Annotated in this window: 11 protein-coding genes; 8 read left to right on the top strand and 3 right to left on the bottom strand. The window is 72.7% G+C overall.

Annotated features, from left to right (window positions below; all coding sequences use genetic code 11):
• Positions 1-46: 46 nt before the first annotated feature.
• Both ACZ5CW_RS13530 and ACZ5CW_RS13525 read right to left on the bottom strand, forming a co-directional pair.
• Positions 47-1,594 (bottom strand): ricin-type beta-trefoil lectin domain protein, encoded by a 1,548-nt coding sequence (locus tag ACZ5CW_RS13530; protein ID WP_468600691.1) that lies wholly within the window; start codon positions 1,592-1,594, stop codon positions 47-49.
• 251 nt (positions 1,595-1,845) lie between these two features.
• Complete coding sequence (locus tag ACZ5CW_RS13525) at positions 1,846-2,742, bottom strand: RNA polymerase sigma factor SigF (RefSeq protein WP_468600689.1); 897 nt, start codon at positions 2,740-2,742, stop codon at positions 1,846-1,848.
• A 246-nt stretch (positions 2,743-2,988) separates the two neighbouring features.
• On the opposite strand from ACZ5CW_RS13525, the gene ACZ5CW_RS13520 reads away from it, so the two are divergent.
• The 6 genes from ACZ5CW_RS13520 to ACZ5CW_RS13495 all read left to right on the top strand — a co-directional run bounded on the left by ACZ5CW_RS13520 (position 2,989) and on the right by ACZ5CW_RS13495 (position 8,952).
• Complete coding sequence (locus ACZ5CW_RS13520) at positions 2,989-3,366, top strand: STAS domain-containing protein (RefSeq protein WP_059251093.1); 378 nt, start codon at positions 2,989-2,991, stop codon at positions 3,364-3,366.
• 318 nt (positions 3,367-3,684) lie between these two features.
• Complete coding sequence (locus ACZ5CW_RS13515) at positions 3,685-4,245, top strand: ATP-binding protein (RefSeq protein WP_468600687.1); 561 nt, start codon at positions 3,685-3,687, stop codon at positions 4,243-4,245.
• Positions 4,246-4,819: 574 nt separating this feature from the next.
• Positions 4,820-5,509 carry an LPXTG cell wall anchor domain-containing protein gene (locus ACZ5CW_RS13510; RefSeq protein WP_468600685.1) on the top strand — a complete coding sequence of 230 codons (690 nt, stop codon included), beginning with the start codon at positions 4,820-4,822 and terminating at the stop codon, positions 5,507-5,509.
• Positions 5,510-5,649: 140 nt separating this feature from the next.
• Positions 5,650-6,522: a COG1470 family protein gene (locus ACZ5CW_RS13505; protein ID WP_468600683.1), complete on the top strand. Its 873-nt coding sequence runs from the start codon at positions 5,650-5,652 to the stop codon at positions 6,520-6,522.
• Positions 6,519-7,628 (top strand): hypothetical protein, encoded by a 1,110-nt coding sequence (locus ACZ5CW_RS13500; protein ID WP_468600681.1) that lies wholly within the window; start codon positions 6,519-6,521, stop codon positions 7,626-7,628. The genes ACZ5CW_RS13505 and ACZ5CW_RS13500 overlap by 4 nt, the downstream gene beginning before the upstream one ends.
• Positions 7,629-7,644: 16 nt before the next feature.
• On the top strand, positions 7,645-8,952 hold the full coding sequence (locus ACZ5CW_RS13495) for a hypothetical protein (RefSeq protein ID WP_468600679.1): 1,308 nt from the start codon (positions 7,645-7,647) through the stop codon (positions 8,950-8,952).
• 69 nt (positions 8,953-9,021) lie between these two features.
• On the opposite strand, the gene ACZ5CW_RS13490 is transcribed toward ACZ5CW_RS13495, so the two are convergent.
• Positions 9,022-10,560 carry a peptide MFS transporter gene (locus tag ACZ5CW_RS13490; RefSeq protein WP_468600677.1) on the bottom strand — a complete coding sequence of 513 codons (1,539 nt, stop codon included), beginning with the start codon at positions 10,558-10,560 and terminating at the stop codon, positions 9,022-9,024.
• 492 nt (positions 10,561-11,052) lie between these two features.
• Between ACZ5CW_RS13490 and ACZ5CW_RS13485 the strand changes: the two genes are divergently transcribed.
• Positions 11,053-11,730: a response regulator transcription factor gene (locus tag ACZ5CW_RS13485; protein WP_030615631.1), complete on the top strand. Its 678-nt coding sequence runs from the start codon at positions 11,053-11,055 to the stop codon at positions 11,728-11,730.
• 107 nt (positions 11,731-11,837) lie between these two features.
• Positions 11,838-13,106: an ATP-binding protein gene (locus ACZ5CW_RS13480; RefSeq protein ID WP_468600674.1), complete on the top strand. Its 1,269-nt coding sequence runs from the start codon at positions 11,838-11,840 to the stop codon at positions 13,104-13,106.
• The last annotated feature ends 22 nt before the right edge of the window (positions 13,107-13,128 follow it).

Below are 13,128 nucleotides of genomic sequence, written 5' to 3'. Positions count from 1 at the left end.
GACGGGCGGCCCCTGACGACCGGTCACCAGCCCCGCGCCGCGCGGTTCACGCCGCCTGCCCGGCCCGCCACCGCTGCACGGACCCTCCGCTCAAGGGCTCCAGCACCACCCCGTCGCCGCCGTCCGGTGTCACCGCCGTCTCGATGGCGATCGCCGGCCGGATCGTTCCGTCGGGGTCGACGGTGAAGCGGAGGTTGTCGCCGTTGCGGCCGTGGACCGAGTCGCAGGTCCAGATGCCCACGCCCCGGTCGACGGAGCCCCGGCTGTCGAGGCAGAAGGAGTCGTCGGCCGCCGAGCGGAGCACCCCCAGGTAGGGGTCGACGCGCCAGCGCTGGTCGGCGGAGGAGTCGCAGGGGGCGGTCACGACGTCGTTGCCCTGGTACAGATCGCCGTCGCGGATGTCCAGGCAGCGGCCCGTGGCGAGGTTCACCACGGGGGCGTAGGAGGTGCCCGGAGGCGCGGGCGGGGGTGTCGGCGCGGGCTTCTTCCGGGGCGGCGGGGGTGTGGACGGGCGGGGGGAGGAGGCGGTGGGGGACGGCGGCCGGGACGTGGCCGAGGGGGACGGGGAAGGGGAGGGGGACGCCGAGGCGGACGGGGTGAGGGAGACCGTGGCCGTCACGGTCACCGGGGGAGGCGTGGGTGTCGCCGCCGTCCGCTGCTGGCCGGAGCGGTGGCCCGGGGCGAGCAGGAACACCAGGAGCGGGGCCAGGGCCACGCCCAGGGCCGCCGAGGCCAGCAGGACGCGGCGCCGGGGCGGCCAACTCGCCTGCGCGGAGGGGACGGCATCGGTCACCGGTGGCTCCGCCGCGCGGATGTACGCCGTTCCGCTCCACGGCAGCAGCCCCTCCGCCAGCGTCTGCCGCGGGGTGTCCCGCAGGGCCCGCAGGTCCTCGAAGGCGGCCGTGCAGTGCGGGCAGCGGGCCATGTGGGCGTCCAGGTCGGCGCTGTGACGCGGTCCGTCCGGCCGTACCGCCTCCTCGATCAGCCGGCGGAAGTCGGCGCAGCGCGGGTCGTCCGAGGCGGCCAGCCGGTGTCTGAGGCAGGCCTGGCCCAGGGCCTTGAGGGCCCCCGGTGTGCCGTAGGCCACGTCCGTGCGGCTCAGCCCGAGGAAGGCCGCGGTGCGTTCCGGCGGCTCCTCCTCCAGGACGCCGTACCAGATCAGCCCCTGGGTGCGGGCCGGCAGCGACTCGAACGCCGGCAGCAGCGGCGGGGTCGGGCCGTCGGACAGGCCGGCCGTGTTCAGCACCAGCAGCAGGCCCGGGTCGACGCCCGCGGAGCGCTCGTCGCGCGCCCAGCCGGCCGCCGTCTGGGCGGTGAGCAGCAGCAGCCGGTGGCCCAGGGGGAGGGCCGGCTCGACGCCGCGGGCCGTCTCGCGGGCCGCGGTGGTGAAGGCCTCCGCCGCCAGCCGGCGGGCCGCGGATTCGCTCGTCGCGCACAACCGGGCGTAGGCCAGGACCGCCGGGTGGTGCCGCCGGCGCAGCTCCTGCAGCGCGGGGTACGCCGTCGGCGTGGGGGAGCGCAGCAGTGCGGTCAACCGTGCCTCCGGCGCGCCCTCGTGGTCCCCGCCCGCCTCGGCCCGGTCCCCCTGAGCCATCGTCCAGCCTCCTCGCGACAGCGCGGCCGCGCCCGTGCGGCCCCGGTCCGGCGTACCAGCCGGTAGGGGGCCCCATAGTGGTGGAGGGTGCGGGTCGGGGAAAGAGGTTTCCGGCGGTAACCGCATAACGGTTGGGACGGTGGGTACCGGCCAGCCGGAGGGGTGGGACGCGGGACGGACGCGCCGAAGCGGTCCGGCGTTGACGGCCGGACCGCTTCCGGGGCTTCGGCGGCTCGGGGCGGACCCGGAGGTCACTCCTCCAGGGTGAGTCCCTTGCGCAGCCGCACCAGTGTCCGCCCCAGCAGCCGGGACACGTGCATCTGGGAGATGCCGAGTTCCTCGCCGATCTCCGACTGGGTCATGTTCGCGACGAACCGCAGGGAGAGGATCTTCCGGTCCCGGGAGGGGAGTTCGGCGATCAGGGGCTTGAGCGACTCGATGTACTCGATGCCCTCGAGCCCGTGGTCCTCGTACCCGATGCGGTCCGCGAGAGCGCCCTCGGTCTCGTCCTCCTCGGGCTGGGCGTCCAGCGACGAGGCGGTGTAGGCGTTCGAGGCGGCCATGCCCTCGACGACCTCGTCGTTGGAGATGCCGAGCCGCTCGGCGAGTTCCGTGACCGTGGGGGCGCGGTCCAGCTTCTGCGCCAGCTCGTCGCCCGCCTTGGCGAGGTCGAGCCGCAGCTCCTGAAGGCGGCGCGGGACGCGCACGGACCACGAGGTGTCACGGAAGAAGCGCTTGATCTCGCCGATGATGGTCGGCATCGCGAAAGTGGGGAACTCCACACCGCGGCAGAGTTCGAAGCGGTCGATCGCCTTGATCAGGCCGATGGTGCCGACCTGGATGATGTCCTCCATCGGCTCGCTGCGGGAGCGGAAGCGGGAGGCGGCGAACTTGACGAGCGCGAGGTTCAGCTCGACGAGGGTGTTGCGGACGTACGAGTACTCGTACGTCCCTTCCTCCAGCGACTCCAGCCGCTCGAAGAGGGTCTTGGACAGGGCCCGCGCGTCGACCGGGCCGATCTCGTCGTACGGGGGGATCTCCGGGAGTCCCTCGAGGAGGTCGAGGGGGTCGATGGGATGATCCAGTTGTTCCGGTGGGGGTGTCGACGTCGCGAGCGGGGTATGCGATGCGTCGAGCCGGGGTGACATGGGTGTCCTCCATCGTTCGCGGCATATGGCTGCCGAAGCCAGTACGTGCACTGCGGTGTGCGGCGCCTCCGAAGCCGGCGTGTAGGGGTGTGTGTCCTTACTAGCCCTACCCGCTTCACCGAGCGAGTCGCAAGTGCGTTCTGTTGCGGTATGTCCGTTTGTGTGCGGTTGTTCGGGTGTCGGAGTGCGCATGGAAGGCGTAATGTTCGAGGGCATCAGCAGCCACGACCTCGGGAGAGAGACGGCATGGACCACGGGACGGTCGGCAGCGCACAGTCGGGCCGGCTTCTGGTGGAGGTGCGGGAAGAGGGCTCCAGCGCCGTTGTGACACCGGCGGGTGAGCTGGACCACCACACCGCCGATCTTCTACGTGAGCCCCTCGACGACCTTCTGGCCAAGGGCTTCTCACGGCTCGTGGTGGACTGCTCGCGCCTGGAGTTCTGCGACTCCACGGGGCTGAACGTCCTGCTCGGGGCGCGCTTGAAGGCGGAGGCCGCCGGCGGCGGGGTCCATCTGGCGGGCATGCTGCCAGTGGTCGCTCGCGTGTTCGAAATCACCGGGGCCGAGGCGGTCTTCACCGTCCATGACTCCGTGGAGGCGGCCCTGGCCGACGGCGCCGACTGAGCCGGTGTCCCTCGCCCTTCCGCGTTCCGGCCGCTCCCGGCGTTGCGTGTGTCACGCCGAATACGGGGGTGTTTCGCCGGATCCGTCGGGCAGGAGAGGGCAGGAGAAGGCAGGAGACATCCTGCCGACCGCCCGCCGTCGGACCGTCCCGGGACCGGTGCACGACCTGGATGGCGACCTGGACGGGACGCATGTGCGACGCACGGTCGAGCAATCGACCCCGCGCGGACGGCGGGCGGACGACGTACGGACCGGCCGGCATCGAACGGTGCCGGACTTATGAATCGTGAACTGGTGAATCGGTGAGGTGAAGCGCTGATGAGCACCACCCGGCCTTACTCGCCGGGCGACCGCGGCCCGGAGCCCAGCGGCGCTTCCGGGGCGTCCGAGGGGGAGGCGCCGGCCGTCGGCGCAGCCACGGGGGCAGCCGCGCCGTCCGCGCCGTCCGGCGGCACTCCGGGGGCGCGCGGCCGGCAGATCCGCAGACTCGGCCTGGAAGGCGAGAGCGGGGTCGTCCCGCTCGCCCGCGACTTCACCCGCCAGGCGCTGTACGCGTGGGGCTGGCTGCCCGCCGCCACCGCCGATCAGCGGGCCGCCGCCGAGGACGTGCTGCTCGTCGTGTCCGAACTGGTCACCAACGCCTGCCTGCACGCCGAGGGCCCCGACGAACTCGTTCTCGCCTGCGACAACAAGGTGATCCGGCTGGAGGTCTCCGACCGCGGCACCGGCCAGCCGGCCCCGCGCACCCCGCACCGCGCCGGCCGCCCCGGCGGCCACGGCATGTTCATCGTGCAGCGGCTGTGCCTGGACTGGGGCGTCGTCCGCGCCCCCGGCCGCCCCGGCAAGACGGTGTGGGCGGAACTGGGCGCTCCGGCGTAGTCCACCGACGGCGAAGCGGGGTGCTTCCGCGTAGCGGAGCGGTCTCGCGTAGCCGAGCGGTCCCGTGTGGCCGGAGCGGTGGCGTGGCCGAGTAGTCCTGCGTGGTCGTGCGCTCCTGAGGGGGCGGGTGGTGGCCCGGCCCCACGTTCCTGTCGCCGTGGTGTGGCCGAGTGATTCCGCGTGGCGGAGCGGTGGCGTGGCCGAGTGATTCCGCGTGGTCGGGCGGTGGCGTGACCGGGGGTTCTCGTGCGGTCCCGTGGTCGGGCGGTGGGGCTGTGGGCCCCCCGCGTGAGTGGGCGTCCGGGGCGGGAAGGGGCGGATTCGGCCTCGGTCGTCGGTGTCCCCAGCCTGTGGACGGTCCCGGCCGGCTGCCGGAGCCGCCCGGCGTCCCTCGGCCGCATCCCGGGTCCCCGTCTCCACTCGGGCACCTCGGCGCGCACGCCGGATCGCCACAACTCCGGCGTGTGCTGCGTCTTCCTTCCTCACGACCCCAGGCGTACCTTGACGGCCGAATCTGATGTGCCGTCAGGTAATCCGCCGTGAAAGAAACCTGGATGAATGGGGTGGACCGATCGTGTCGTACCCGAAGCGAACCGCCGCGCTCGCGTCCGCCGCGGCCCTGGCCGGCTCGGTGGTGCTGCTGACCGCACCGGCCGCCCATGCCGACGTCGTCGACGTCGACTACCGCTGTCAGACGCCGATCGGCGTCAAGAGCGCCGTCTCGCCCATCGACATCAAGGGCGTCCGGAGCGGTGGCGGTTACAGGATCACCATGTCCTGGCAGAAGGGTGTCTCCTCCAGCCCGGTGGAACTGGGCAAGGGGGCGATGACCCCGAGCGCCACCATCAGACTGGGCGGCGCGGACAGCGGCACGCTCGCGGTCAGCGGTCCGGCCAACGCGGCCGCCATCCCGGCCGACACCCCCATCAAGATCAGCGACTTGAGCGGCACCTACACGCCGAAGAAGACCGGCAAGGTCACCTTCACGGCGGCCACCCTCACCATCAAGGCGCTCGGTACGACGACGACGTGCACACCGACCAACGGTCCCAAGCCGTCCCTGACCCTGGACGTGACGGCGGCCGGGGGCTCGTCCTCCTCGGCCTCAGGTGGTTCCTCCTCGTCCACGGGCGGTTCCTCGCTCCCGCAGACCGGACCCGAGGACTCGGCCGTCGCCCTCGGCACGCTCGGCGGCACGGTCCTGCTCGCCGGGGCGGCGGGCGCGCTGTGGCTGACCCGGCGCGTCCCGCCCGCCCGCCGCTGAGACCCCGGCCCAGGACCACCCGGGAAGCCACGACCGCCCTCCGGCCCCCGATCTCCCCCGGCCCACGACCGCTGGAGCCGCCCATGTCGTCCGCCAGCCGTGTTCCGCTCCGCCGCCGGCGCCTGTCCCCATCCTCCGCCGTGTCCGTGCCCCTGTGCCTGAGCGCCCTGATCGTTCTCCTGGGCGGGGCACCCCGGGCCGGTGCCGCCGGAGGCTGGTCCCTCGCGCCCTCGGGCGGCGCCCGCCCGGCCCTCTACGCCGAGGGCCCGCCCGGCACGGTCCTGCGGGACACGGTGTCCGTCACCAACCCCGGGCGGACGCCGGTCCGCGTACGGCTGTCCGGCACCGGTGTCCGGGTCGCCTTCGCCGACGAGGACCTGCGCGTCCCCGCCCGCACCCGCGCCGACGTGCCGTTCACGGTGACCGTTCCGTCCGGGGCCGATCCCGGCGACCGCTCCGGCGCGATCGTCGCGCGCGGTGCCGACGGCCGCACGGCGACCGTGCGGCTGCGGCTGCGCGTCGCCGGCCCGGCGCTCGCCGCGCTGACCGTCGAGCACCTGTCCGTCCACCCGGACCGGCTCACCTACGAGCTGGTCAACCGCGGTACCACCGTCCTCGTGCCGAGGCTCGCGGTGCGCGCGGACGGAGTCCTCGGCCGGGTGCTGGACCGTCCCGCGCGCGTCCTCCCCGTCCGGCTGCGCCCGGGCGCCCGGCTGAAGCTCACCGAGCCCTGGCCGGACCGGCCCGCGTTGGACGCCGTCGACGTGCGGCTGACGGTCACCGCACCGGGCGGAGCGCACGACACGGCGACCGCGTCCGCGCGGTTCGTGCCGTGGGGCGTGCCGGCGGGCATGGCCGGCGCGGTGGCCATGGGGGCGGGCACCGTGATCGTCGTACGACGGCGGGGGAGCCGTACGGCGGACGCCGGCCCGGCGGACGCCGCCCGCGCAGGCTCCGCCGCGGGCGCGTCCCCTCGTTCGAGCGCGGAGTCGACGGAAGGGGCGGTGAAGTGAGCGGCATCCTGCGGATCCTGCGGCTGCCCGTGGCGGCGGCAGGGGTGCTCGCGCTGCTGCTGGCGGCCCTCGCGGGCCCGGTGGCCGCCGCGGACGGGCCGGTCGTGAAACTGTCGGCGAAGCAGGCCGGGACCGGCGGTTCGGTCACCGTCGGCGGCACCGGATGGCGGCCGCGCACCCTGCTGATGATGCTGGTCTGCGGGCGGGCCACGCCGTCCCGGGGCGTCGTCGGCGGCACCAACTCCTGCGCCAACGGCGACGGCCGGGCCGTGACGACCGACTCCCGGGGCGCCTTCAGCCGCACCCTCCCCGTCGCCGAACCGCCCGTGCCCTGCCCCTGCGTGGTGCACGTGGCCACCGTCACCGGCGCCAAGGCCGAGGCGGACGCCGTCCTCCAGGTCGCCGGGCATCCCGTCGCCCCGCTCCCCGCCGAGCGCTCCGGCGGCCGGCTGGCGGTGCTGTCCGACACCCGGCTGACCGGCTCCAGCGGCTTCCTCACCTGGTTCGGGGCCCCGCCCGGCCGGACCCTCGTCCTCACCGTCGGCAACACCGGCACGAGCCCGGTCAGGGACCCGGTCTTCCAGGTCGGCACCGCGCACGGCGTCTTCGCCCCGCAGTGGGACGACCGGCAGTGGCACGGCACCCTCGCGCCCGGAAAGAAGGCGCAGATCAAGCTGCCGGTCGAGCTGTCGGCCGGGGCGCACGGCGACTACACCGTGTCCCTGAAGTACGACGGCCGGGTCCTCGCCGAGCAGCCGTGGGGCGTGGGCCGCCCGTGGGGCGTGACGCTGTTCTGGCTGCTGCTCTGCCTGGTCGTACCCGTCGCCCTGTTCCGCATCGGCATGGCCGTGGTGGACCGGGTGCGGCCGCGCCTCCCGGGCGGGACGAGCCGTCCCCGCCCGGCCGGGGCCCGTCCGGGCGGGGTGAGCCGTCCGCGGCTGCCCCGGCCCGCCCCGCGGCTGCCCCGCTCCCGGACCCGGCAACCCACGCCCCCCACGACCCCGACCCTGCCGTGGTTCGACCCGGACTCCGCTCCGGGCGGCCCGGCCGGCCGGCTCTCCGCACCGCACGACGACAGCCCGACGAGTCCTACGACTCCCACCTGAAGGGACCCACGTGAGCATGCGAAGGAGAGGCACACCGGCCGGAGCGCACCGGCTGACCGCGGCGGGCGCCGCGCTGGCGCTGAGCGGTGCGGGCGTCCTGCTGGGCCTGGCCGCGGTGCCCGCGCAGGCGGCGCAGGTGTCGTTCGCCACCCACTGCGTGCCGCCCGCGGGCATCGATCCCGTCGACGGTACGACGCAGGTCGAGATCACCGCGCCCGCCACGGCGAAGGTCGGCGACACGGTGGACGTCGTGTGGAAGTTCGTCCAGGCCGCCTCCAAGAACCCCGACATCATCGACCTGCCCGCGAACTCGGTCCAGCCCTCCGGCGTCCTGAAGGCGGCCGGCGCACAGACCGCCGACCTCGCGATGCAGGGACCGCGGGAGAACCCCGCGATCCCCAAGGGCGGCGCCATGGTGCTCTCCGACATGAAGGGCACCCTGAAGCTGACCGCCGCCGGCGAGGTGACGCTGACGCCGGACGCGTACACCGTCAACGCGATGTCCACCGACACCAAGTGCACGCCGAAGGAGACCGTGCAGAAGGCGGCGACGATCCAGGTGACGGCGGGCGGCGGTACATCCACCGCGACGCCCACCGGGCCGGCGACGCCGACCGGCTCGGCGACTCCGACGCACACCCCCACCGCCACGGCGACGGGCGGCACCGGCCAGACCGACTTCACCGGCAAGGAGGTGCAGATCCCCTACGCCTGCAAGACCCCGATCGGGGACAAGAACGCGACCTCGCCGGTGCAGATCGACGCCAGGAAGAACGGGGGGAGCTACGACCTCACCGTGAAGTTCAAGAAGTCGGTCATGGACAGCCCCGCCGACATCCCCAAGGACTCCGTGAAACCGTCCATGGAGGTGGTGCTGGGCGGCTCCGACAAGGGCACGGTGCATGTGGAGGGCCCGGCGAACGCGGCTCCCATCAAGTCGGGCGACCCGATCGAGATCCCCGACCTCACCGGCACCTACAAGCCCGGCGCGAGCGGCAGCTCGACCCTGTCCCCGGGCGTCCTGACGGTCAAGGCGCTCGGTACGACCACGACGTGCACGCCGACGAAGACGGCGGTCTCCCTCACCCTGGACACCACCCAGCAGCCGGGCGGTGCCTCGGGCGGCACCTCGACCTCCGGCGGATCGTCGTCGGCCGGATCGTCCGGCGGTAGCGACAGCGCAAGCGGCAGCGGTTCGGGCGGCCTAGCCGAGACCGGCGCGAGCGACCACGGCGGGCTCAAGGCCCTGGGACTGGTGGCGGGCACGGCGATCCTGCTGGGCGGCGCGGTGTTCACGTTCCTGCCGGGTCGGCGGACGCGGTAGCTGCGCGCGCACACGAAGAGGGCCACCGCGTCCGATGACGCGGTGGCCCTCCCGGAGCCTGGGGTCAGGTCAGTGGACGTCGCCCATCAGCGACTTCACGTTGCGGCGGTACATGTAGACCGCGACACCCGCGACGGCGGCGAGGACCGCCTCCACCAGGACCGCGCCGGACCCGCTGAGGTCGACGCCGGCGATGGCCGGGTTGGACAGCAGGCTGGTGACGGAGTCGCCCGCGGTGACCGCGAGGAACCAGACACCCATCATCTGGCTGGCGTACTTGGCCGGAGCCATCTTCGTGGTCACCGACAGGCCGACCGGCGACAGGCACAGCTCGCCCACCGTCTGGATCAGGTAGATGCCCACCAGCCACATCGGGCTGACCTTCGTGCCGTCGGACGCCATGCCCAGCGGCAGCAGGAAGAAGAAGAACGAGACGCCGATGAAGAACAGGGCGGCGGCGAACTTCGCGACCGTGCTCGGCTCCTTGCCCTTGCGGGCCAGCCACAGCCAGATCCAGGCGAAGACCGGAGCCAGCGCCATGATGAAGACCGGGTTCAGCGACTGGTACCAGGAGGACGGGAAGTCGAGGCCGAACAGCGAACCGGCGGCCTTGTTCTCGCCGAAGGCCTGGACGGTGGAACCGCCCTGGTCGTAGATCATCCAGAAGACGGCGGCGGCCACGAAGAACCAGATGTAGCCCGTCATCTTGGACTGCTCGACGGCCGACAGGTCCTTGTCGCGCTTGATGCGCAGCAGCACGCCGGCCGGGATGATCAGACCGATCACGGTCAGCGGGATCATCGCCCAGTTCAGGGTGAAGTGGCCGGTGAAGCCGACGATGCCGTAGAAGACGGCGGCGACGGCCAGCCAGGTCAGGCCCTTGCGCAGCCAGACGGCGCGCTCCTCGGCCGCCAGCGGCTTCGGGACGACGCTGCTCTGCGGGCTCAGGTTGCGGGTGCCGAGCAGGAACGCGGCGAGACCGATGGCCATGCCGACCGCGGCGAGGCCGAAGCCGAGGTGCCAGTTGACCTCCTGGCCGACCGTGCCGATGATCAGCGGCGCGAAGAAGGCACCCATGTTGATGCCCATGTAGAAGATCGTGAAGCCACCGTCACGGCGCGGGTCGTCCGGACCGTTGTAGAGGTGGCCGACCATGGTGGAGATGTTGGCCTTCAGCAGGCCGGAGCCGAGCGCCACCAGCCCCAGGCCGGCGAAGAAGGGCGCCTGTCCGCCGGGCAGCGCCAGCACCAGGTGACCGGCCATGATCGTGACAGCCGCGATGGCGACGGTCTTGCGGGGACCCCAGACACGGTCACCCAGCCAGCCGCCGGGCATGGCGAGCAGGTACACCATCGACAGGTACACCGAGTAGATCGCCGTGGTGGTGGCCAGGTCCATGCCCAGGCCGCCGCCCATGCTGCCCTTCTTGGCGTCGGGGCCGCCGGAGAGCAGGTACACGACGAGCAGGGCCCTCATGCCGTAGAAGCTGAAGCGCTCCCACATCTCGGTCATGAAGAGAGTGGCCAGTCCGCGGGGGTGGCCGAAGAAGGTCTTCTCGGAACCGGGGGTGCCCGGGCGGACCGAGTCCTTCGTCAGGCTGGACGCCATGGTCGTTCCTTGCTGATCGGGACGCGCGGTGGAGCGTTGCGCGCCCGGTGGGGGTGTCGGCCGGCACCGGCAGGGTCGGTCGTCCACCCCCACGCCCAGGGGGAGTCCGCTCCGGATCGCGCAGCGGTGGACGGCGACCACCGGGATCCACGCCCGGGACGCGTCACTGCGTCCGGAGCCCGGCCAGAGGTCATTCCTTTCAAGGCTGGTCTGGACCAGCCCGCACACAAAGAAGACCTTCAGCGTCAAGTGCTCGCCAAAGGTCCCCGGTGTACTACAGGCGTTCAGGTCACCATACGGCAGGACAGTGCCGGATATGGAAGGACTTGAGACGCGGATCACAGGTGTCGGGGGAACCGTGGGACCCGTTTCGAAGGTCCTTCCTACGATCGCATCCCCAGGTCAATGGTTCGTACCAGCAGGTCGCGAAGGTAAGAATCCCTGGAACCGATCACACCCCAGCACTCCGCGCGGGCGGTCTACCATCACCTCATGACCCGTGTACTGCTCGCCGAGGACGACGCGTCCATCTCGGAGCCGCTGGCCCGCGCCCTGCGCCGGGAAGGTTACGAGGTCGAGGTGCGCGAGGACGGACCCGCCGCGCTCGACGCCGGAATGCAGGGCGGCGTCGATCTGGTCGTGCTGGATCTGGGCCTGCCCGGCATGGACGGCCTGGAGGTCGCCCGCCGGCTGCGCGCCGACGGTCACACCGTGCCGATCCTCATCCTGACCGCGCGGGCCGACGAGGTGGACACCGTCGTCGGCCTGGACGCGGGCGCCGACGACTACGTCACCAAGCCCTTCCGGCTCGCCGAACTGCTCGCCCGGGTGCGGGCCCTGCTGCGCCGCGGCTCCGCCGAGCCGCAGCAGCCGCCGGCCACACACGGCGTGCGGATCGACGTCGAGTCGCACCGCGCGTGGATGGGTGACGAGGAACTCCAGCTCACGGCGAAGGAGTTCGACCTGCTGCGGGTCCTCGTGCGGGACGCCGGCCGGGTCGTGACACGGGACCAGCTGATGCGTGAGGTCTGGGACACCACCTGGTGGTCGTCGACCAAGACACTGGACATGCACATCTCGTGGCTGCGCAAGAAGCTCGGTGACGACGCGGCGAACCCCCGGTACATCGCGACGGTGCGCGGGGTCGGGTTCCGGTTCGAGAAGAGTTAGGCCCCCCAGGGGGCCGCCCCGCGCGCCCCTGGGGGCGATCGCCCGCGCCCGGGGCGACCGGCCGGCAAGGCACACTGGTCGTCGTAAGCCGTTGCCCGGAGGGCCCAGTGCGTCGTCGTCTCATCCAGTCCACCCTCGCCGTCGTCCTCGTGGTGATCGCGGTCTTCGGCCTCTCGCTCGTGATCGTCGAGACGCGGACGATCAGCAACAGCGCCCAGGAGCGGGTGGAGTCCGAGGCGGTGCGGCTGGCCAGCATCGTGGACAGCCGGATCCTCGCCGCGGAGAACGTCAACGCGAACGTGCTGCGCAATCCGGTCAGCGAGGACCAGTACGTCCTGATCAGCATGCCCGGCAAGGCGCCGATCGAGATCGGCACCAAGCCGCAGGGCGACGTCATCCACGCCACGCAGCGCGGCGAGGAGGGCGAGACGGTCCTCGTGCAGGAGCCACGCTCCTCGGTGACCCGTGAGGTCGGCCGGACCCTACTGATCATCGGGTTGGTCGCGCTGCTCGCGGTGGTCGCGGCCGTGCTGCTCGCCGTCCGGCAGGCCAACCGGCTCGCCTCCCCCCTGACCGACCTCGCCGAGACCGCCGAACGCCTCGGCTCCGGCGATCCGCGCCCACGGCACAAGCGCTACGGCGTCCCCGAGCTGGACCGGGTCGCCGATGTGCTGGACTCCTCCGCCGAGCGGATCGGACGCATGCTGACCGCCGAGCGGCGCCTCGCGGCGGACGCCTCCCACCAGCTCCGTACGCCGCTGACCGCCCTGTCCATGCGGCTCGAGGAGATCACCCTCACCGACGACCCGAACACGGTGAAGGAAGAGGCGACCATCGCGCTGACGCAGGTCGAGCGGCTGACGGACGTGGTGGAGCGGCTGCTGACGAACTCGCGCGACCCGCGCACCGGCTCCGCGGTCTCCTTCGACCTGGACGAGGTCATCCAGCAGCAGCTCGCCGAGTGGCGGCCCGCCTACCGCGGTGTCGGCCGGGCCATCGTCAGCTCGGGCAAGCGGCATCTGCGGGCCGTCGGCACGCCGGGCGCGGTCGCGCAGGTGCTGGCCGCGCTGATCGAGAACTCGCTGATGCACGGCGGGGGCACCGTCGCCCTGCGCACCCGGGTCACCGGCAACCAGGCCGTGATCGAGATCACCGACGAGGGCCCCGGAGTTCCGGGCGACCTCGGCGCGCGGATCTTCGAACGCACGATCAGCGGGCGGAACTCCACGGGGATCGGTCTCGCCGTCGCCCGAGACCTCGCGGAGGCCGACGGCGGGCGGCTGGAGCTGCTGCAGGCGCAGCCCCCGGTGTTCGGTCTGTTCCTCTCGCGCACGCACCCGGCCCGCAAGTCGGACGAGGAGCCGACGGTCCGCTGAAGGGGAGGGCGGCGACGGTCCG

It is taken from the genome of Streptomyces sp. NPDC031379 (assembly GCF_055569615.1).
The sequence above is the reverse complement of the archived record's forward strand: the minus strand, read 5'-3'. Positions and strand labels throughout refer to the sequence as shown.

Bases quoted from the DNA above. Each gene is read 5' to 3' on its own strand.
- ACZ5CW_RS13490 (WP_468600677.1), bottom strand. From the start codon at position 10,560: ATGGCGTCCAGCCTGACGAAGGACTCGGTCCGCCCGGGCACCCCCGGT.
- ACZ5CW_RS13520 (WP_059251093.1), top strand. From the start codon at position 2,989: ATGGACCACGGGACGGTCGGCAGCGCACAGTCGGGCCGGCTTCTGGTG.
- ACZ5CW_RS13485 (WP_030615631.1), top strand. From the start codon at position 11,053: ATGACCCGTGTACTGCTCGCCGAGGACGACGCGTCCATCTCGGAGCCG.
- ACZ5CW_RS13530 (WP_468600691.1), bottom strand. From the start codon at position 1,594: ATGGCTCAGGGGGACCGGGCCGAGGCGGGCGGGGACCACGAGGGCGCG.
- ACZ5CW_RS13525 (WP_468600689.1), bottom strand. From the start codon at position 2,742: ATGTCACCCCGGCTCGACGCATCGCATACCCCGCTCGCGACGTCGACA.
- ACZ5CW_RS13495 (WP_468600679.1), top strand. From the start codon at position 7,645: ATGCGAAGGAGAGGCACACCGGCCGGAGCGCACCGGCTGACCGCGGCG.
- ACZ5CW_RS13515 (WP_468600687.1), top strand. From the start codon at position 3,685: ATGAGCACCACCCGGCCTTACTCGCCGGGCGACCGCGGCCCGGAGCCC.